The 19,751-nt window shown below is 71.2% G+C and carries 20 protein-coding genes; 4 read left to right on the top strand and 16 right to left on the bottom strand.

Annotated elements, in window-relative coordinates; translation table 11 throughout:
- The 6 genes from IRZ18_03625 to rbsK form a co-directional block, all read right to left on the bottom strand.
- Positions 1-791 (bottom strand): ATP-binding cassette domain-containing protein (locus IRZ18_03625; GenBank protein MBX5476197.1); only part of this gene is annotated, 791 nt, incomplete at its 3' end.
- Between the two features lie 30 nt (positions 792-821).
- Positions 822-1,640, bottom strand: a complete 819-nt coding sequence (locus IRZ18_03620) for an ABC-2 family transporter protein (protein ID MBX5476196.1) — start codon at positions 1,638-1,640, stop codon at positions 822-824.
- Complete coding sequence (locus IRZ18_03615) at positions 1,637-2,419, bottom strand: ABC-2 family transporter protein (protein MBX5476195.1); 783 nt, start codon at positions 2,417-2,419, stop codon at positions 1,637-1,639. The genes IRZ18_03620 and IRZ18_03615 overlap by 4 nt, the downstream gene beginning before the upstream one ends.
- Before the next feature lie 186 nt (positions 2,420-2,605).
- Positions 2,606-3,523, bottom strand: a complete 918-nt coding sequence (locus IRZ18_03610; GenBank protein MBX5476194.1) for a proline iminopeptidase-family hydrolase — start codon at positions 3,521-3,523, stop codon at positions 2,606-2,608.
- A gap of 65 nt (positions 3,524-3,588) precedes the next feature.
- Positions 3,589-4,545 (bottom strand): nucleoside hydrolase, encoded by a 957-nt coding sequence (locus IRZ18_03605; protein MBX5476193.1) that lies wholly within the window; start codon positions 4,543-4,545, stop codon positions 3,589-3,591.
- A complete protein-coding gene (gene rbsK, locus IRZ18_03600; GenBank protein ID MBX5476192.1) occupies positions 4,542-5,474 on the bottom strand; it encodes a ribokinase in 933 nt (310 codons plus the stop codon). Before rbsK ends, IRZ18_03605 begins: the two co-directional genes overlap by 4 nt.
- Before the next feature lie 58 nt (positions 5,475-5,532).
- Here rbsK and IRZ18_03595 point away from each other — a divergent pair, with 58 nt between their 5' ends.
- The 4 genes from IRZ18_03595 (at position 5,533) to IRZ18_03580 (ending at position 8,153) form a co-directional block, all read left to right on the top strand.
- Entirely contained in the window at positions 5,533-5,997 is a 465-nt protein-coding gene (locus IRZ18_03595; protein ID MBX5476191.1) for a GNAT family N-acetyltransferase, read from the top strand.
- Positions 5,998-6,092: 95 nt separating this feature from the next.
- Positions 6,093-6,629, top strand: a complete 537-nt coding sequence (locus IRZ18_03590; GenBank protein MBX5476190.1) for a damage-inducible protein DinB — start codon at positions 6,093-6,095, stop codon at positions 6,627-6,629.
- 270 nt (positions 6,630-6,899) lie between these two features.
- On the top strand, positions 6,900-7,193 hold the full coding sequence (locus IRZ18_03585; GenBank protein ID MBX5476189.1) for a hypothetical protein: 294 nt from the start codon (positions 6,900-6,902) through the stop codon (positions 7,191-7,193).
- 60 nt (positions 7,194-7,253) lie between these two features.
- Complete coding sequence (locus IRZ18_03580; protein MBX5476188.1) at positions 7,254-8,153, top strand: thermonuclease family protein; 900 nt, start codon at positions 7,254-7,256, stop codon at positions 8,151-8,153.
- Positions 8,154-8,222: 69 nt separating this feature from the next.
- Here the strand turns inward: IRZ18_03580 and glmS are convergent, their stop codons facing one another.
- The 10 genes from glmS to IRZ18_03530 form a co-directional block, all read right to left on the bottom strand.
- Positions 8,223-10,175: a glutamine--fructose-6-phosphate transaminase (isomerizing) gene (gene glmS / locus IRZ18_03575; protein ID MBX5476187.1), complete on the bottom strand. Its 1,953-nt coding sequence runs from the start codon at positions 10,173-10,175 to the stop codon at positions 8,223-8,225.
- Positions 10,176-10,452: 277 nt separating this feature from the next.
- On the bottom strand, positions 10,453-11,811 hold the full coding sequence (locus tag IRZ18_03570) for a phosphoglucosamine mutase (GenBank protein ID MBX5476186.1): 1,359 nt from the start codon (positions 11,809-11,811) through the stop codon (positions 10,453-10,455).
- A 3-nt stretch (positions 11,812-11,814) separates the two neighbouring features.
- Entirely contained in the window at positions 11,815-12,759 is a 945-nt protein-coding gene (locus IRZ18_03565) for a hypothetical protein (GenBank protein ID MBX5476185.1), read from the bottom strand.
- On the bottom strand, positions 12,746-13,576 hold the full coding sequence (locus tag IRZ18_03560; GenBank protein ID MBX5476184.1) for a TIGR00159 family protein: 831 nt from the start codon (positions 13,574-13,576) through the stop codon (positions 12,746-12,748). The genes IRZ18_03565 and IRZ18_03560 overlap by 14 nt, the downstream gene beginning before the upstream one ends.
- Positions 13,577-13,600: 24 nt before the next feature.
- Entirely contained in the window at positions 13,601-14,263 is a 663-nt protein-coding gene (locus IRZ18_03555; GenBank protein ID MBX5476183.1) for a redox-sensing transcriptional repressor Rex, read from the bottom strand.
- Between the two features lie 22 nt (positions 14,264-14,285).
- A complete protein-coding gene (locus IRZ18_03550) occupies positions 14,286-15,293 on the bottom strand; it encodes a polyprenyl synthetase family protein (protein ID MBX5476182.1) in 1,008 nt (335 codons plus the stop codon).
- On the bottom strand, positions 15,290-16,273 hold the full coding sequence (gene whiA / locus IRZ18_03545; GenBank protein MBX5476181.1) for a DNA-binding protein WhiA: 984 nt from the start codon (positions 16,271-16,273) through the stop codon (positions 15,290-15,292). The genes IRZ18_03550 and whiA overlap by 4 nt, the downstream gene beginning before the upstream one ends.
- Positions 16,270-17,319 (bottom strand): uridine diphosphate-N-acetylglucosamine-binding protein YvcK, encoded by a 1,050-nt coding sequence (gene yvcK, locus IRZ18_03540; protein ID MBX5476180.1) that lies wholly within the window; start codon positions 17,317-17,319, stop codon positions 16,270-16,272. The genes whiA and yvcK overlap by 4 nt, the downstream gene beginning before the upstream one ends.
- A gap of 320 nt (positions 17,320-17,639) precedes the next feature.
- A complete protein-coding gene (gene rapZ, locus IRZ18_03535) occupies positions 17,640-18,521 on the bottom strand; it encodes an RNase adapter RapZ (protein MBX5476179.1) in 882 nt (293 codons plus the stop codon).
- Between the two features lie 21 nt (positions 18,522-18,542).
- Positions 18,543-19,631 (bottom strand): beta-lactamase family protein, encoded by a 1,089-nt coding sequence (locus IRZ18_03530; GenBank protein MBX5476178.1) that lies wholly within the window; start codon positions 19,629-19,631, stop codon positions 18,543-18,545.
- Positions 19,632-19,751: the final 120 nt, after the last annotated feature.

The following is a 19,751-nucleotide window of genomic DNA, read 5'->3' as shown; positions in this document are numbered from 1 at the left end:
GCCCGCGGCAGCCTCGACCGGTCCGGCGGATCGCGGAAGGTGGCGCGCAGGGCGCTCGGCATGCCGACCCGCTCGTGCAACTCGGCCAGGCTGCCGTCGAACACCTTGGTCCCCTGGTTGATCACGAGGATGCGCTGGCACAGCTCCTCCACGTCCGTCATGTCATGCGTGGTGAGGATCACCGTCGTCCCGAACTCGGCGTTCAGCGAGCGCAGGAACTGGCGCAGCGCCGCCTTGGCCGTCACGTCGAGGCCGATGGTCGGCTCGTCGAGGAACAGCACGCGCGGGCCGTGCAGCAGCGCGCCCGCCAGCTCGCCGCGCATGCGCTGCCCCAGCGACAGCTGCCGCACCGGCGTGTCCATGAACGAGTCGAGTCCAAGAAGCTCCGTCAACGCCTCCATCCGGCGGCGGTAGTCCGCCGCGGGCACGCGGTACATCGCCCGCAGGATGCGGAAGGATTCGCGCAGCGGGAGATCCCACCACAGTTGCGTCCGCTGCCCGAACACCACGCCGATGCGCAGGGCCAGGCGCACGCGGTCCGCCTGCGGCGAAAGGCCGTCGACGGTGACCCGGCCGGAGGTCGGGTGGAGGATGCCCGTCATCATCTTGATCGTCGTGGACTTCCCGGCGCCGTTCGGGCCGAGGAAGCCGACGAACTCCCCCGGCTCGATGCGGAAGGAGAGATCGCGCACGGCTTCCACGTCCACGGGCGCGCCGGCCCGCCTGCGGCCGAAGAGGCGCGTCCCGCGCGTGAACACCTTCCTCAGGCTCTCTGCCGCGATGATCGCCACCCGATCGCCTCCCTTCGTCCGCTCTGCCCGTCAGGACCCTGTGCTCGTGTACCGTCTCACGCCCAGATTCCACAGCCCGACGGCGGCGGCGAAGCTGGCCGCGGCCACCGCGGCGCACCATCCAAGGTCCGAAAGCGGCGGGCCCTTGCGAAGGATGGCGGCCGCGGGCACGTACGAGCCGAACGCCACGGGCAGGATCGTCTGAAAGATCCAGCGCACCGCCCTGGGGTAGATCGACAGGGGGTACGACACGGCCGTCTCCGGCCCGTACAGCAGCACGGGCTGCAGGTCGTCGATGCGCGTCGTCCAGAATCCGAGCGCGGCCGTCGCCGTCACGACGGCGAACCAGATCACGGCGCCGCAAGCCACGGCCAGCGCGGCGCACAGCGCGTCCGTCACGCCGAGCCCCAGGTCGGGCGCGAGGTGCCGCCAGGCCACGACCATCAGCACGACCCCCTGAAGGAACGCGCCGCCCTGCTCGACGTCGATGGACCGCGCGGCGACGGTCAGCAGCGTGTGCGCCGGGCGGATCAGCACGCCGTCGAACTCCCCGTTGACGAGGTACTTGTCGAAGTCGTGCAATTCGGACCCGAGCACGCGGTACACGCCCGACGAGGCGAACACGAGGCCGGACAGAAAGAGGATGTCGTACGTCCCCCAGCCGCCGATGCCGCGGACCTTGCCGACGATCAAGAGCAGGGCCGCCACGTCCCCGGTGTACATCAGCATCTGGAAGAAAAGGCTGAGGATGAAGTTCCACCTGTACGCGGCGCGGCTGCGCAGGCTGGACGCGGCCACGATGGCGTACATGCGCATGCCGTCTGCGACCGCGTCGAGCGCCTTCCTCATCCGCCCTGCACCTCCAGACGGCGCGCCGCCTTTCGCGTGAGTCCGGCGCCGACCCACGCCAGCCCGGCCACCCACAACGCGGCGGACGTCCACGCCTGCCAGCTGTCGACGCCCAGCCACACCGACACGGGAAACGAGATCATCGCCTGGAAGGGCAGCCACGTGAGCGCTTCGCGGAGGCCCGCCGGCATGAGCTGCAACGGGAACAGCTGCCCGCCGCAGAACATCGCCAGCGCGAAGTAGAGGCGCCGCGCCCAGCGGCTTTCCGTCGTCCAGAACCCTGCGATGCCCACGAGGTACTGCACCAGCAGCCCGATGGCCGCCGCCAGCGCGAACGCCGCCGCCACCGCGGCCACGCGCGCGGGCGAGGCGACCTTGTCCCAGGGGAAGGCGCCCATCAGCGTGAACATGACGAGCAGCGGAAGGCAGCGAAAGACGGCGTTGTAGGCGACCTCGCCCGCCGCGGCGGCGAGGACGCGGGGCATGTACCCCACCGGCCGCGCGAACTCCAGCGCGATCTGCCCCGTCCGGATGTGCCGGTCGATACCCAGGTACGGGGGCAGGAAGGTCGTCAGCCAGAGCACGACCTGGCCCACGGCGATGTAACTCTCGAGATCGCGCGCGGAGAAGGCGCCCAGCGGCCGCCCGTGCGCCGCCGCGCGCCACAACATGATGTAGATGATCCCGAAGAGCGCGCTGCCCACGTTGTTCGCCATGTGGGCCCATGCGTAGGCCATGTTCTTGCGGATCGAGGCGCGCGCGAGCGCGACGTAGAGCATGGCCGTCCTCCCCGGCCGGCGGCGATGCCCGGCGTCCGGCCGCCGCGTTTCGACGGGACGCCGAAAGAAAATATCACGGCGACGGTGTCGCGGCAATCCCCCGGACACGCGAGCGCCGTCCGCTTCCAGGGGCGGACGGCGCCCACGAAACCATCGTCGTTTACGTCGATCGACGCGCGGCGCCGGCTATCCGGCCACCGCCGCGGACCCGATCGGGCGGCCCGCTTCCACGTCGCGGATGAAGTCGAGCACGAAGCGGAAGTAGGCGTCCGGATCGTCCCACTGCGAGCAGTGGCTGCCGTTCTCGCAGATGCCCACGCGCGAGTTGGGGATGCGCCGCCCCATCTCCTCGATGTCCTCGACGCGCATCGTGTCGTGGCGCCCGACGATCAGGAGCGTCGGCACGACGATCCTGTACAGGTCGTCCCAGCGGTCCCAGTCCGCAAACGTGCCCGTGACGACGAACTCGTTGGGCCCCTGCATCGTGTTGTAGACCTGGGTGGCCATGTGGTTGAAGCAGCGGACGAGCGGGTCGGGCCACGGCCAGACGCGGCAGATGTGCTTGCGGTAGAGGTGCTGGATCAGCAGCTCCTGGTACTCGGGGTTCTCGTAGTCCCCCTGCGCCTCGTACGCTTTCATCCGGTCGACGATCTCCTTCGGCAAGCGCTCGCGCAACTCGTTGATGTGCTTCACGTACGAGGCGATGCTCGCCGTCATGTTGGAGATGACCAGGCCCTTCAGATGCCGCTGGTACTTCAACGCGTACTCGATGGACAGCATGCCGCCCCAGGACTGGCCGAGCAGGTAGAAGTTCTCAAGCCCCAGGGCCTGCCGGACCTGCTCGACCTCCTCCCGGAAGCGCTCCACGGTCCAGAGGGACGGGTCGTCCGGCTGGTCGGAGTAGTACGAGCCCAGCTGGTCGTAGTAGTACATCTCGATCCCGTTCGGCGGCAGGTGCTCCTCGAAGCACTCCAGGTACTCGTGCGAGCACCCGGGCCCGCCGTGCAGGAGCAGGACCTTGACGTCGCCCCGCCCCACGCGGCGCGTCCACACGTGATACTTGCCATCGACCTGCACGATCTTCGAAGCTCCGGGATACGCCAATGTCGCTGCCTCCCCGTGTGACGAATGGCGGTATGAGGGACTTGGACAACGACATTGAATCTCCTTCAACGGGACTGAACCGGCAGCGAGGCGAGGGCGCCCAGCATCATGTCCCAGAAGCGGACGACGTCGATCTCCATCGCGACCTCGGCGTTCGCCGGCCTGCCGGTGACCCCGTGCACGTCGCACACCGTCATGCCGGCCGTCCACTTGCCCCGCGTCTCCACGTCGACGCGCATGCGCTGCGTCCGGAACATCGAGCGGTCGATGACGAACGCGACGGCGCACGGGTCGTGCAGGGGCGGGTCGCCCATCTCGAAGCGGCGGCGGTAGCGGTCCGCGTAGAACGCCATCAGGTCCGAGACCATGCGCGCGACCGGCGTGTCCATGGCGGCGATCCGCTCGCGCACGGCGTCCGTGACGCGCACCTGGTGCGTGAGGTGCAGGCCGTGCATGACGACGGGCACGCCGGACTCGAACACGGCCCGCGCCGCCTCCGGGTCGACGTACGCGTTGAATTCGGCGGCCGGCGTGACGTTGCCCAGGCCGAGGGCGCCGCCCATCCAGACGATCTCCCTGGCGCGCCGGAAGGCATGGGGATCCTTGCACAGCGCCACCGCGAGGTTGGTGAGCGGTCCCGTCGGCACGAGCGTGACCGTCCCGGCCGGCTCCCGCCGCAGGATGTCCAGGATGAGGTCGACGGCATGGACGCTGGCCAGGGGGACGTCCGGCTCGGGAAACGCGTGGCCGTCGAGGCCCGTGTCGCCGTGGATGTCCGGCGCCGTCTCCAGGGGCCGCGCCAGCGGGCCGGGGCAGCCGGCGGCGATCGGGACGTCGCGGATGCCGGCGACGGTGCACACGCGGCGGGCGTTGAGCGTGACCTTTTCCAGCGTCTGGTTGCCGCCGACGGTGGTGATCGCGAGCAGGTCCACCGCCGGCGAGGCGGCGGCCAGGAGGATCGCGAGGGCGTCGTCGTGGCCGGGGTCGCAGTCCAGGATGATCTTTACCGGTTCCTTGGTCATGCGGAAAACAACCTCTCCAAGTCGGCTTGGGTGGGCAGCGACGGCTGCGCTCCGGGCCGGGTGGCGGACGCCGCGCCCGCCCGGTTGGCCCACGCCACGGCGGCGCGCCAGTCGCGGCCCGCCGCCAGCGCCACGGCGAGGGCGCCCGCGAAAGCGTCACCCGCGGCCGTCGTGTCGCGCACCGGCACGCGCAGGCCCGGCTCGTGCCACGCGGCGCCGTCGTGCCGCACGAAGGCGCCGTCCGCCCCGAGCTTCACGACCGCCGTGCGCGGCCCGCGCGCGCACAGCGCGGCCGCCGCTGCACGTGCGGCATCGGGACCATCGACGGCGATGCCCGTGAGCGCGCGGGCTTCGGCCTGGTTCGGCAACACGGCGTCGACCGCGCGCCACAGCTCCGGCGGCAGCGCATCCGGCGAGGGCGGCGCCGGCGCCGGGTCGAGCAGCACGAGCATCCCGCGCCGGCGCCCTTCCTCGGCCGCCGCCGCCACGGCCGGCAACGGGATCTCCAGCTGAAGCAGCAGCACGCGCGCGCCGTCCCACAGCCCGGCGCGGCAGGAGGCGGCCACGTCGTCCGCCGTCACCCGCCCGTTCGCCCCGGCGACGATGACGATCCGGTTGTCGCCGCTCGCCTCGACGACGATCAGCGCGACGCCCGTGGGCTCGGACGGGTCGCGCGCGACGCCGCGGACGTCGACGCCGTCGCCGCGCGCGGCCTCAAGAAGCGCGTCGCCGAAGGCGTCCGCCCCGACGCGTCCCACCATCGCGACGCGACCGCCCAGCCGCGCCGCCGCCACGGCCTGGTTGGCGCCCTTGCCGCCCGGCGCCGTGCCAAAGCGGCGGCCCGGCAAGGTCTCGCCCGCCTCCGGCGCGCGCTCGGCTTCCACGACGAGGTCCATGTTCAGGCTGCCCACGACGATGATGTCGGCCATGGGATGCCTCCAACCTGGGATGTCTCCAGCAAGGTTACCATGACGCGGGGTGATCGGAATGGACATCCAGCCGTGCACAAAGGCCGACTTCGACCAGATCGTGACGGAGATCGCCGACTTCTGGGGCAGCGACCGCACTCTCCCCCTGCATCACCCGATCTTCCTCTACGAATTCGGCGACACGGCGTGGGTGATGCGCGACGGCGACCGCGTCGCCGGTTACCTCTTCGGGTTCGTGGCCGCGACGTCCCCCACCGCGTACGTCCACCTGGTCGCGGTGCGGAACGGATATCGCGGACAGGGGGTGGCCCGCCGGCTGTACGCCCGTTTCATCGACGAAGCCCACCGCCGCGGGGCGCGGCAACTCAAGGCGATCACGACGCCGGGCAACCGGGAGTCCGTCGCCTTCCACACGCGGCTGGGGATGCGGCTCCTCGGCGAGCCCGGACCGGACGGCATCCCCGTCGTGCGGAACTACTCGGGGCCCGGCCAGGACCGCGTCGTCATGGTGATGGAGATTTAACCGAGAAGGAGGAGAACATATGTTTGCGTCGAACGTGGTGGGTCAATGAGCGGCATACAGGAGGCATGTCGATGAACGCGCACGGCGATGCGTCCATGGCCGGCTCCGCCGCGGGCGGGCACCCGGCCGAGCGGATGTACGAGTATCACGTGTGGGCGAACCGCAGGGTGTTCGACCACTTAAAGACGTTGCCCAAAGGGGTCGTCCACCAGGAGATTGCCAGCGTGTTCCCCTCCATCCACGCGGTGCTCCGGCACATGTACCGGGTGGACTCCCTGTGGCTCGACGTCATGCGGGAACGGTCCACGGAGGAGATCATGGCCGCGGTCCAGCGCCTGGAGGCGGAGCTCGCCGGGCTCCCGCTTGAGGAGCTGGAGGCCCGGGTTGACGCGCTTGCGGGTGATTACCGGTCGTTCTTTCGGGAAGTGGGCGACCTGGACCGGCCCGTCGCCGCGGAACACCCGCGGTTGGGCCGGCTGGAAACCCGGGTGTCCGAGCTGGTCCGGCACGTGTGCAATCACGGCACGTACCACCGCGGCAACATCACGGCCATGCTCCGTCAGATGGGCCACCCGGGCGTGCCCACCGATTACGTGTTCTTCCTCATGGCGAGCGGAGCGCGGCAGCCCTAAGCCGGGAACCCGCCGCACCGGCGCCCCGTCGCACGTGTGAGGGGGTCCAGGGGCATGCCCCGACCAGTGGGAGGCGAGCCAGGCGCTCCGTCTCGGCCGCCCGCCGCCCGGCGGCGTTTTGGAGACCTCATTCGGCTGTCGGCAACCCTTTTGTTTCCGCTCGTCCTGCTCAGCGCGTGCGCGCCGCTCGTCGGATCGACGACGCCCGCCGGTGCCGAACCCGCCGCAATTCCTTGCGACGATGTAAGGTCCTGTGCCGGGGCCGTGCAAGTGAAGGGAACCTTTTACGCGGCGGCGGACCCGCACGACTGGCAGATCGACGAGAAAGACGTCGGCCCGCCGCTCGGGCGCATCGAGCGGACCTCGGTTCCGCTGCGTCCACCCTACATTCTGTTCACACTGAACGGCGTGCCGCCGGACGTGCTCCTGGTGGCCCGCACGAATGAGGGCTGGACCCCTTTCCTGGGGCCTGGCGCGCACGACCGCCGCAAGTTCGCCGAGTACGCCTGCCCGTTTGTCGCGGAGGCGGCCCGCAGCCGATATTGCCCGGACGCGACCCATTGAGGGGCACCGCAATCCACTCCATGCGGCTATCTTTACTCCTGAGAGTGGAGGGGACCTCACATGCGGCGCCACTGCATCGTGATCCTGACCCTCGCCAGTCTGGTTCTGGCGGCATGCAGTTCGGCTGCGCCGGGAGCACCGGCATCAGACCGCGCCACTTCGGCGGACGTTCGGACGACAAACCCGCAGGCGATGCCCGGGGACACCAGCGGGGCCACGGTCGCTCACGGCGAAGCGGCGCGACAGCCGGTGTCGCCAGACCCGTCCGAGTCGCGCCTGCCGCGCAACGTGACCAAGGCCGAGGTCGTGCGCGTCGTCGATGGCGACACCATCGACGTCGCCTACCTCGCGGGAGCCACCCTGCCGGCCCGGCGCATCCGGTTCATCGGCGTCAACACGCCGGAGAGCACGATCCGGCACGAGCCCTACGGCAAGGAAGCGTCGGCGTTCACGAAGCGTCAGCTCCAGGGCAAGACGGTCTGGCTGGAGAAGGACGTCAGCGAGGTGGACAAGTACGGCCGCGCGCTCCGGTACGTGTGGCTGACCCCGCCTCGCGCGCAACCGTCGGAGAAGGACATTCGGGCCCACATGTTCAACGCGATTCTGGTCCTCGAAGGGTATGCCCAGCTGGCGACATATACGCCGGACGTGAAGTACGTCGACGCCTTCACGAAGTTCCAGCGCGAGGCCCGGGCGGCCGGCCGCGGTCTCTGGGGGCTGACCGACGCCGTCTCGTCGACGTCCCGCACGAGCCGTGCGACGTCAGGATCCACGTCACGGCCGGCAGCCGGGTCGGCGGGGGGCGCACAGAGGTGTGACCCCAACTACGCGGGCGCCTGCGTTCCGCCCTATCCCCCGGACGTGGACTGCGGTGACCTGTCCGCGCGGGGGTTCAAGGTGGTGGGGCAGGACGTGCACCGTTTGGACGGTGACCACGACGGAATCGCGTGCGAGAGATGAAGCGGCGGCGGCCACGAAACACGGGCGGCGCGGTGCGTCCTCGCACGGGCACGCCGCGCCGCCGTCCCTCTACTCCACCGTCACGCTCTTCGCCAGGTTGCGCGGCTTATCGACATTGTGACCGAGCGCGACAGCCGCATAGTAGGCGAGCAGCTGCAGCGGGATCGCCACGAGCGCCGGCTGCAGGTACGGGTGCGTGGCCGGCACCGCGATCACGTCGCCCGCCACGCTCGCCACGGCCGCCTGCGTGGGCGCCCAGTCGGCCGCAGCCGTTCCGTCCGGGGCCGTCGCCGGGGCGCCCGGGACGCCCGCGCCGCCGACAAGGCCTTCGCCTTGCGTGGCCACCCCGATGACCCACGCGCCCCGGGCCTGCACCTCGCGGATGTTGCTGATCGTCTTGTCCAGAAGAGGCGCCTGCGTGGCGATCGCCACCACGGGCACGCCGTCGGTGACGAGCGCCAGCGTGCCGTGCTTGAGCTCTCCGGCCGCGTAGGCCTCGGCGTGGATGTAGGAGATCTCCTTCAACTTCAGCTGCGCTTCCATCGCCGCCGCGTAGTCGAGGCCGCGCCCGATGAAGAACACGTCCTCGTGCTTCGCTAGGCGCCGCGCGTACTGCTCGACCGCCGCCTCGGTCGCGAGCGCCTCCCGCGCGAGCGCCGGCAGGCGGAGCAGTTCCCGCCCGAGCGCGCGGGCATGGGCGTCGTCCAGCGGGCCGCGCTCGCGGGCGAAGGAAAGCGCCAGCAGCGAGAGCGCGAGCAACTGCGTGGTGTACGCCTTCGTCGAGGCCACGGCGATCTCCGGTCCTGCGTGCGTGTAGAACACGGAATCCGCCTCGCGCGCGATGGTGGAGCCGACCACGTTCACGATGGCCAGGGTCTTCGAGCCGCGCTCGCGCGCCTCGCGCATGGCCGCGAGCGTGTCGGCCGTCTCGCCCGACTGGGAGATCACGATCGTCAGCGTGTCCGGTCCCACCAGCGGATCGCGGTAGCGGAACTCGGACGCCAGGTCCACCTCCACGGGGATGCGCGCCCAGCGCTCGAACAGCGTCTTGCCGACCACGCCCGAGTGGTACGCCGTGCCGCAGGCCACGATCGCGATGCGCTCGAAACCGGAAGACGCAACGCCCGCGAGCCCGGTGTCCGAGACGTCGACCGTCCCGTCCTCGCGCAGGCGGCGCCGGAGGGTGTTTTCCCACGCTTCCGGCTGCTCGTGGATCTCCTTCAACATGAAGTCGCGGTAACCGCCCTTTTCCGCCTGCTCCTCGTCCCAGTCCACCGTGAACGGCTCGTGCCGCACCGGCGTGCCGTCGAACTTGGTGATGACGACGCGGTCGGGGCGCAGATCGGCCATCTCGCCGTCCTCCAGGGCGATCATCCGCCGCGTGTAGGGCAGGAGCGCCGGGATGCCGGACGCGGCGAACGTCTCCCCGTCGCCGATGCCGATGATGAGCGGGCTGGACTGGCGCACCACGACGATGCGGCCCGGTTCCCGCGCGCTGATGATGACGAACGCGTAGGCGCCCTTAAGGCGACGCAGCGCGAGGCGCACCGCCGCCGCAAGGTCTCCGGACGCCTCGCCGCCGGGGCCGTAGTACTCCTCGACGAGGTGCGCGACGACCTCCGTGTCGGTCTCCGAGCGGAAGACGTGGCCGCGCGCCTGCAGCTCCCGGCGGAGCTCGGCGTCGTTCTCGATGATGCCGTTGTGCACGACGGCCAGCGTGCCGTCCTCGTTCGTGTGCGGGTGGGCGTTCTCGTCGCTCGGGCGGCCGTGCGTGGCCCAGCGTGTATGTCCGAGCCCGGTGCACACGCCGCCCGCGGCCGCCGTGGCGTCGGCGAGGCCGCTGCCTGCGAGGGCCGTCTCAAGGCGCTGGAGCGGCCCCTCCTTCTTCACCACGGCCACGCGGCCGTCCGTCACCACGCCGACGCCGGCGGAATCGTAACCGCGGTACTCCAGGCGACGCAGTCCGGGGATGAGCACGTCCAGGGGCGCTCGGCGCCCCACGTAACCGACGATGCCACACATGAAGGGTCATCCTTTCCAGGGTTGGGTGCAAAAACGAAGGATCCGTACCGTTCACCCTGGAAAGGCAAGGGGGAACCTTGCACCACCGCCGTCCCCTTTGTCCCGGCGATCGCTCGCCGGATTTCGGAGGCGGCTGCGGCCGTGGCCGGCCGGAGGGCACCCGCCGATGCGTTCGATGAACCCTCTCCTCGTCAACTCGCGCGGGCGCGCCGCGCGAGTCCAGGCGCTTCGTCTCGTGTTCCCAGGGTGAGCGTAGGATCGCCTGCCAGGGGCGACGTCATTCCTCGACGGCCGTGCGCGCGGCGGCCTCAGCGATCGCGTTCTCCAGGAATGCCGCCGTCGTTTCCACCTCCTTCGCGTCCTCTCCTTCGACGAGGATCCGGACGACAGGTTCCGTGCCCGAGGGCCTGACCACAACCCGCCCGCGCCCCGCGAGGCGGGCCTCCGCCGCGCGGACAGCATCAGCATAGGATTCGGGCGCGGGTTTTGTGCCTCCCGGGATGCGCACGTTGCGCTGCGCCTGCGGCAGGCGCTCGACGACGCCCGCGAGCTCCGAGAGCTCCCGGCCCCGCCGCACCGCGACGGCCAGCACCTGAAGCGCGGTGAGGACGCCGTCGCCGGTCGTCGCGTGGTCCAGCAGAATCACGTGCCCGGATTGCTCGCCGCCAAGGCGGCTGCCGCAGCCGAGCATTCCCTCAAGAACGTAACGGTCCCCCACCTGGGTGCGCAAGAGCCGGATCCCGGCCTTCTGCAGGGCGCGCTCCAGACCCAGATTGCTCATGACCGTGGCGACGACCGTGTCCCCCGGAAGCCGTCCGCGGGCCTTCAGGTCGAGCGCCAGCATGGCCAGGATCCCGTCCCCGTCGATCACCTGGCCGCGCTCGTCGACGGCGATGCAGCGGTCCGCGTCGCCGTCGAAGGCGAAGCCGGCGAACGCGCCCTGCTCCACGACCGCGCGCGCCAGGCCCTCCGGGTGCTGCGAGCCGCAGCCGTCGTTGATGTTCCACCCGTCGGGGCGATCGTTGAGCACGACGACGTCCACTCCGAGCTTGCGGAACGCGTCCGGCGCCGTGCGGACGGCCGCGCCGTGGCCGCAGTCCAGCACGACCTTCCGGCGGCCGACCGGCACGTCGACCGTCGCCACGAGATGGTCGACGTAACGCGCGACGGACGCCTCGTCCCGCCCCACCGCGCCGATCGCGGTCGGCCCGGACGCGGCGCCCGGGCGCGCGTCCCGCCGCATGGCCGCCTCGATGCGGTCCTCCACGTCGTCAGGCAGCTTGCGGCCCGTGCCGTCGATGATCTTGATGCCGTTGTACTCCGCCGGATTGTGCGACGCGGAGATGACGATGCCGGCGTCCGCGCCCAGCGCGGGCGTCAGGTAGGCGACGCCCGGGGTCGAGACGACGCCCAGGAGCGTGACGTCCGCGCCCGCGGACAGCAGCCCGGCCACCAGCGCGTGCTCCAGCATGGGGCCGGACGCGCGCGTGTCCCGCCCGATCACGAACCGCGGCCGCGCGGCGCGCCCCCCGCCCAGCACTTCCGCGGCGGCGCGGCCCAGGGCCAGCGCCAGCTCCGGCGTCAGCTCCACGTTGGCGCGCCCGCGCACGCCGTCCGTTCCGAACAATCGATTCACCGATCACGGTCCCTTCACGATGTTCACGGTGACCTGCACCTTCTGCGGCTGGACGGTGGTGCCGTCCGGCGGGTGCACGTCGGCCGTGGCCGTCACGGTCGCCGTCGCGCCCGAGATGTCGACGGGCGCCGTCATCACGCGGTCCACGCCGTCCAGGCGCCCGCGGCTGCCGCTCAGCGACACCGTGCCGGGGTCCACGGCGATGCTCTCGATGCGATACCCGTCCCCCGGCGTGCCCACGAGGACCGGCACGACCGGCACGTCCTTGGAGGTCCACTGCTCGACCGGCACGGTCACCCTCGCCGCGGACGGCTGCAACGTCACGTCCGGCACGGCTTCGCCGCGCGCGTCGACGGCGCGCAGAGGCACGGCTTCCTCCACGTCCGCCGTGCGGCCCGTGACGTCGACGGCCGCCACCACCGCGGCCACCTGCTGCACGCGGTCCCGCGTGCCGCGCACGACCACCTGAGACGGGTCGACGGCCGGGGCGAGCGCCTGGTACCCCTCGGGCGCGCGGCCCCGCAGCTCGACCTTGACGGGGAAGGTGCGCGCCTCCAATGGCACGAGCGTCACGGTCACCCTTGAGGGCGTGACGCTGACGAGCTGCACGCCGGGCGGCACGGCCACGTCCACGTTGAACGCCAGCCGGCCGCCGACGGCGTTCCGCAAGTCGACAAAGGCGGTGAAGCTCTGGTCGCTCAGGCTGTCCGCCACGTCGGCCGAGGCGCGGTACGTGACCGACACCGTGTCCGGCTCGACGGCGGCCACGACCAGGTCCGGCGGCAGGTTCCGCCACGTCACGGCCACGTTGTGGCGCGTGTCCTGGATGGGCGCGGTCGGCAGCGCCCGCTCCGGCCCGGCGACGTTGATCCACAGGAGGATGGCCAGGATCACGGAGAAGGCCTTGATGGCGAGGTCGTCGCTCAACCAGTTTCTAAGCCTCGCCACGCGACGGACCTCCCCGGGGCCGGAAGAGAAGGCCGTGCGCCGGCTCCCGCGGCAGCAGCTCCTCAAGCAGCTCGCGCAGATCGCGCTCGTCCAGGCCGCGGATCAGCTTGCCGGAGTGGGCCAGGGCGATGTGCCCCGTCTCCTCCGACACGACGATGGCGACGGCGTCCGAGTGCTCCGTGATGCCGAGCGCCGCGCGGTGGCGGCTGCCGAGCTCATTCGGCACGATGTTCTCCTCCGCCAGCGGCAGGAACGTCCCGGCGGCCATCACCCGGTTCCCTCGGATGATCACCGCGCCGTCGTGCAGCGGCGTGTTCGGGATGAAGATGTTGACGAGGAACTCGGCCGTCACCAGGCCCTCGATGCGGATGCCGGTGTCGATGACGTCGTTCAGCCCCGTCTCCCTCTCAAGGACGAGCAGGGCGCCCACCTTGTTCCGCGCGAGGGCGGTGACGGCCTGGACGACCTCGTCGATGAGGTGGTCGACGTCCTCGGAGGCCAGCGCGGTCGTCGGGCGGAAGAAGCTGCCGCGCCCGACCTGCTCCAGCGCGCGGCGCAGCTCGGGTTGGAAGACGATCGGCACCGCCACGAAGAGACCGACCCAGACCTTGTCGAGGATCCAGTGCGTGGCGCGCAGGCCCAGGTATCCGCTGACCCAATAGGTGACGATGATGACGAAGAGGCCGCGCATCAGCTGCGTGGCGCGCGTGCCGCGGACGAGGAGGAAGACGCGGTAGAACAGGTAGGCGACGATGCTGATGTCCAGCACGGCCAACACGACCTGCGCAAGCGTCAGACCGGCCAGATCCTTCAGCATCGCGTCCCTCCTATCCGGCTCGCGTCAACCCGAAACGCGCTCTCCCGCGACGTAGTATGAGAGACTTTCCAGCTCAAGGCTCAGGTCGATGGGCTGCACCTGCACGGCGGGCGGCAGGCGCAACTGCGCCGGCGCGAAGTTGAGGATGGCCTCGACGCCGGCTCGCACCAGCCGCTCTGCGACGGTCTGCGCGACCGACGCCGGCACCGTAAGGATCGCCAGGCGAATCCCCTTTTCGCGCACGACGTCTTCCATGACGTCCATCGGCGAGATCGGCACGCTCTCGATGTGCGCGCCGACCTTCTCCGGGTCGGCGTCGAAGACGGCGACGATGCGCACCGCCTGCGCGCGTGTGAGGTTGTAGCGCGCGAGCGCCGTACCCAGATGGCCGGCGCCGACGAGCGCCGCCGGCACCACCCGGTGCAGGCCGAGGATGCGGCGGATGCGGTCCGAGAGCACGGCCACGCTGTAGCCGACGCCACGCGTGCCGAACGCGCCGAAGTACGCCAGATCCTTGCGGATCTGCTCCGACGTGAACCCGGTCTGGCGGGCCAGCTCGGCCGAGGACACGATGTCCACGCCCTGCTCGCGCATGCGGTCCAGCGCCCGCAAATAGATGGGCAGGCGCTTGATCGTGACGTCGGGAATGCGCGGGCGCCGGACGATCGGTCCGTCCTGGATGCTCATCGCAACCTCCTTGCGGGGCGTCCTAGAAGACGCGGTCGATCAGCGCTTGCGCGAGGCCGTCGAGGGCGTCCCGCGCCGGGCTTGGCGGGAGCGCCGCGAGCGCCCGGCGGCCCTCTTCCGTCAACCGGCGGGCCACGCCATAAGAGTACCGCAGCGCTCCGCAGTCCTCGAGGCACTCCTGGACGACGTCGAGCTCGGCGTCGCCCCAGGGCACGTTTGCAAGCGCCTCCCTCAAGCGGGGACCGGTGTCGCGCCGCGAGAGCGCGTACAGCACCGGCAGCGTGAGAACGCCCGAGCGCAGGTCGCTGGCGACCGGCTTGCCGAGCGTGCCGGTGCTGGAGGTGAAATCGAGGACGTCGTCCACGATCTGGTAGCCCATGCCCACGCCGTAGCCGAACTGGCGCAGCGCTTCCTCGGCTTCCTCGCCGGCGCCGGTGAGCACACCGCCGAGCCGGCAGCACTCCGCGATGAAACAGCCGGTTTTCTGGTATATGCGCCGGAAGTAGTCGTCGGTCGTCTGGTTCAGGTCGAAGGCGCGACGCTGCTGCTCGATCTCGCCGGCCGACATCTCGTACACGACCTTCGCCATGAGTTGCACCACGCGGTTGTCGCCCACCTGGGCCAGCGTGGCGAAGGCCCGCGCGAAGAGGTAGTCGCCCGCCAGCACGCCGACGCGCGTGCCCCACTTGCGGTGAACGGTGGGCACCCCGCGGCGCAGGTCGGCGTGGTCGACGACATCGTCGTGCACCAGCGTGGCCATGTGCACGCACTCCAGGGCCGCGCCGACGCGCGTGAACGCCGCCGGCTGCGCGCCGCAGGCTTCGACGCTCAAGAGGAGCAGCGCCGGACGCAGCCGCTTGCCGCCGCTTCGCAAGAGGTGCGTCGCGACCTCGAACATGAACGCGTCCTGCGAGCGGAGGATGTCCTCGATCTCCGCCTCCACCGCCCGCAGCGGCTCGGCGACACGTTGGAGGAGCGATGCCGGATCGACGGTTTCCGCCCGCGCGCCGATCCTCACCGGGTCGATCATGAGCCTGCACCGTCCTCTCCAACGCGCCCGTGTTCCTTGGTTCGCCGGTTCACAAGGGCTTCCTTCAGTTGGACCAGCTGGCGCATGCGGTAACTTACGCTGGACTTGCCGAGGGCTGGCTCGCACAGCGCGCCCAGCTCCCTCAAGCTCGCTTCAGGATACTCCAATCTCAACCGCGCTAACTCTCGCAATTTTCGGGGGATGCCCTCCCAGCCCCGCGCCGCGACGATCGCGCGGATCGCTTCAATCTGGCCGGCGGCCGCCTCCGCGGCCTTTTCCATGTTGGCCGTCTCGGCGTTGACGAGGCGGTTCACGCGGTTGCGGACCTCGCGCTCCGCGCGGATCTCCTCAAGAGCGAGGAGCGACGAGGAAGCGCCCACAACGCGCAGGAACTCGGCGATGTCGCCGGCGCCCTTCAGGTACAGGCAGAACGCGCCGCGCCGCCTCGTGACGTGCGGCCGCAGGCCGAACGCGCGCAACGCGAACCGCGCCCAGTGTACGGCTCCCTCATGCGCCAGCACAATCTCCAAGTGCGGGCTGGCGTGCGGGTCGGACACGGACCCGGAGCCGAGAAAGAGCCCGCGGAGAAAGGCTCGTTTCGCCGCTCGCGTGCGAAGCAGGCCCCCAAGCCCGCCGTCGCCGGGAAGAAACTCCCAAGCGGCGAGCAGGGTCTCGACCGCCGCGCCGACGCCTTCGACGCGAAGGCGTGACGTGGCCCCGCGGCGGCGCAGCACGCGGGTGGCAAGGCCCTCTTCCTTGAGCAGCGAGACGGCGACCCGCGCCACGGCCGGCAGGTCGCTGCGCACCGCCACGACCCGCTCGCCGGCGCGCAGGTGCAGGCTTCCGGCGCTCAGCGCGAGGCCGGCGAGCAGGGCGCGCCGTTCCTGTCGCCCCTCGGGCAGGTCGTGCGCCAGCTGGACCTTGGCCTCGGCGGAGAACGTGGAGCGGACGCGGCTTCCCCGTGCGCGCAGTCGCTTCACGGCCGTCGTCCCTTCCTGCGGCGCGGGACGCGTCCCAGGCGTTCGGCCAGGACGAGCCGCTCGACGAGGCGCGAGCTGTCCTTCAGCGCCGCGCGCAGGACCTCGCCCATGATCACCCGCGCGAGCTTGTGCGAGTCGTGGCGCACGAGGCCTTCCGCGGTGACGAGGTCGCCGCTGATGACCTTCACGCCGCGCGAAGCCAGCGCCTCCAGGCTGGGCTCGACCGGTGCGGCCTGCTCGCTCCGGTACCCGCGCAGCCGTTCCTCCGCGATGCGGCCGGTGTTGACGACGACCGCGTCGATCACGCCCCGGCCCAGCCACGACTCGACGGCCTCATAGTGATCCAGCGCGGTGAAGCCGATCGTCTCGCCCGGCTGCGTCATGACGTTGACGACGAACACCTTGTAGGCCGGCGAGCGCCGGATGGCCTCCGCCACGCCGGGCACGAGCAGGTTCGGCGCGATGCTCGTGTAGAGGCTGCCGGGGCCGATGAGGATCACGTCCGCGGCGGCGATGGCGTCGAGCGCGGCCGGAACGGGGCGGCAGTCGGGCGGGTCCAGGCGCAGCGCGACGATCCGTCCCCGCGTCCGCCCCTCCTCCGCGATGCGCGTCTCCCCCGCCACCTCGTGGCCGCCGGGGAAGGTGGCGACGAGGCGGACGTCGTCCACGGTGGAGGGCAGCACTTCCCCGCGCACGGCGAGGACGCGGCTCGACGCGCGCAGCGCCTCCTCGAAGCTTCCAAGCAGCTCCGCCAGCGCGCCGATGAACAGGTTGCCGAGGGTGTGGCCCTTCAGCTGGCCGCGGCCGAAGCGGTGCTGGAACAGCCGTTCCATGAGCGGTTCCGTGTCCGCGAGCGCGACGAGCACGTTGCGGATGTCTCCCGGCGGCAGGATGCCGAGTTCCCCGCGCAGGCGGCCGGAGCTGCCGCCGTCGTCGGTGACGGTGACGACCGCCGTGACGTTGTAGGTGTACTCCTTGATCCCGTGGAGCAGCGTCGACAGGCCCGTCCCGCCGCCCAGCGCCACCACGCGCGGCCCGCGCGCCAGGTAGCGCCGCTCGTAGACGCGCTCGGCGAGCCCCTCCACTTCCCCGGGCGCGACGGCGTTGAGGATCGAGCGGACGGCCCCGCGCGCCCCGAAAACGAAGAGCGCCAGCCCGGCCGCGGCGATCAGCACGCCGACCGCGCGCGGCGGGAGCACCGTCCCCGTGAGCGCGAGCACCACCTGGGAGACGATCGCGTCCGCGAGCGCAAGGACATCCGTGTTCAGCGCCAGGCCCAGCCCCAGCCCGAGCAGCAGGACGCCCGCGGACACCGCCAGCAGCCATCGTTTGACGCCCAGCCCGGGGAACAGCCATGCCGCGAACTTCACGCGTGGTTCCCCGTCTCGACCAGGTCGCAGTCGCGGTGCTCCACGACGACCGCGCGGTTGCCCCGGCGCAGGTATTCCGCAAGTGCGTTCGCCACGACCACGGAGCGGTGGCGCCCGCCCGTGCAGCCGACGGCGATGGTCAGCTGCGACTTCCCTTCCGCCACGTATTGCGGGACGAGAAAGTCGAGCAGCGGCTTGACGAGGTCGAGGAACGCCTGCGTGGCCGGCCACGACAGGACGTACTCCTCCACCTGCCGGTCCGTGCCCGGCAGCGGCCGCAGCGAAGGCACGTAGTACGGGTTCGGCAGGAAGCGCACGTCCAGGACCAGGTCCGCGTCCCGCGGCAGGCCGTGCTTGAACCCGAACGAGACGATGGAGATGAGGATGTCGCGCTCCCCGCCGCTGAACAGCTGCTTGACGTGCTCTCGGAGGTCCCGCGGCCGGAAGTCGGAGGTGTCGAGGATCCACGAGGCGCGGCCGCGCAGCGTCTCCAAGCGCCGGCGCTCGGCGCGGATGCCCTCAAGAAGCCGCCCGTCCGGGGCCAGGGGATGCGGCCGGCGCGTCTCCTTGAACCGCGCGACGAGCACCTCGTCCGAAGCTTCGAGAAAGAGGATCTGGTACGGGAAGCCGAGCCGGTCGAGCTCGCCCAGGGCCTGGAGCGCGTCGTCAAAGAAGACGCGGCCGCGGATGTCGACGACGGCCGCCACCTGGTCGATGCCCGTCCCGGGCGCCGCGCAGAGCTCGGCGAACCTCGGGAGGAGCGCCGGCGGCAGGTTGTCGACGCAGAAGAACTCCAGATCCTCGAACGCCCGGATGGCCTGCGTCTTCCCCGCGCCGCTCAGACCCGTGATGATGACGAGCCGCAACTCGGACGCCATGCGCGGACCCCCGCGTCCATTCTACCGGACGGCCGACGCCACCGCGTTGTGGAAGCGCGCGCGCAGGCGCTGGATGCCTTCGGCCGTCCGGTCGCGGCCGTAGTAGACGCGGTTCGTCAGCAGCACCACGGCGAGGTCCAGGTCCGGTTCGATCCAGAGGCTCGTGCCGGTGAAGCCGGTGTGGCCGAACGCGTTCGGGCCGAAGAGGTCGCCGCAGCTCGGCGCGTCGCCGGCCGGCGCGGCCCAGCCCAGCGTGCGGCGCTGGCCGGGCGCGGAGGCGACGACCGCCGTCATCGCGCGCACGGTGGCGGGCGCGAGCACGCGCCGGCCGTCCAGCGCGCCGCCGTTCAGGAGCATACGGGCGTAGCGGGCGAGGTCGCCGGCCGGAGCGAAGAGCCCCGCGTGGCCGGCGACGCCGTCGAACACGTGCCGCGCGTTCTCGTCGTGCACCCGCCCGTGGATGCGGCCCTCGCCGGGCACAAGTTCCGTCGCGGCGCAGCGCGGGGCGAGTTCGTCGTCCGGCCGGAAGACGGTGCGCGTCATGCCGAGCGGCGCGTGGATCCGCTCGCGCACGAAGGCGTCGAACGGGGCGGCCGCCGCTTTCTCCACGACTTCGCGCAGCAGCATGAAACCGAGATCCGTGTAGCGGATAACGGCGCCGGGCGCGCTCTCCAACGGCCGGCGGCAGATGGCGGAGACGGCGCGCTCGCGGTCGAGGTGCGAGCGGTCGAGGCGCGCGTGGGCCGGCAGGCCGGACGTGTGGCTGAGGAGGTGGCGGAGCGTCACCTGGTCCCGGCCCTCGCCGCGGAATTCCGGGACGAACCGCCGGACGGGGTCGTCGAGCCGGATCTCGCCGTCTTCGATCAACGCCCAGACGGCGGGCGCCGTGGCGACGACCTTGGTCAGGGAGGCGAGGTCGTACAGCGTGTCCCCCGTGACCGGCACCGGCTCCGGCTCCAGCGTGGCCCAGCCCACCGCGACGGGGTCCAGCTGGCCGTCCCGGCGGGCCACGACGGCCACGGCGCCGGGGGTGACGCGCTCGTCGACGGCCTGCCGCAGCAGGCGCCAGGCGCGCTCCAGGCGCGACGGGTCAAGGCCGAGGGAGCTCATGCCGGGGCGCCCCCTCGATGCCGGTGGTGCGTCTGCGGCGTCCGGACGGAGCGGTGACGGAGTGCACGTTCATCGCGGAAGACCACCCTCCAGGTCACGGCTGCAGGCCGTGCGTAGGCA

The sequence above is a fragment of the Clostridia bacterium genome (assembly GCA_019683875.1).
GTDB lineage: Bacteria > Bacillota > Sulfobacillia > RBS10-35 > Bu92 > Bu92.
Note: the sequence above shows the minus strand (reverse complement) of the source record. Positions and strands in the feature narration are given on the sequence as shown.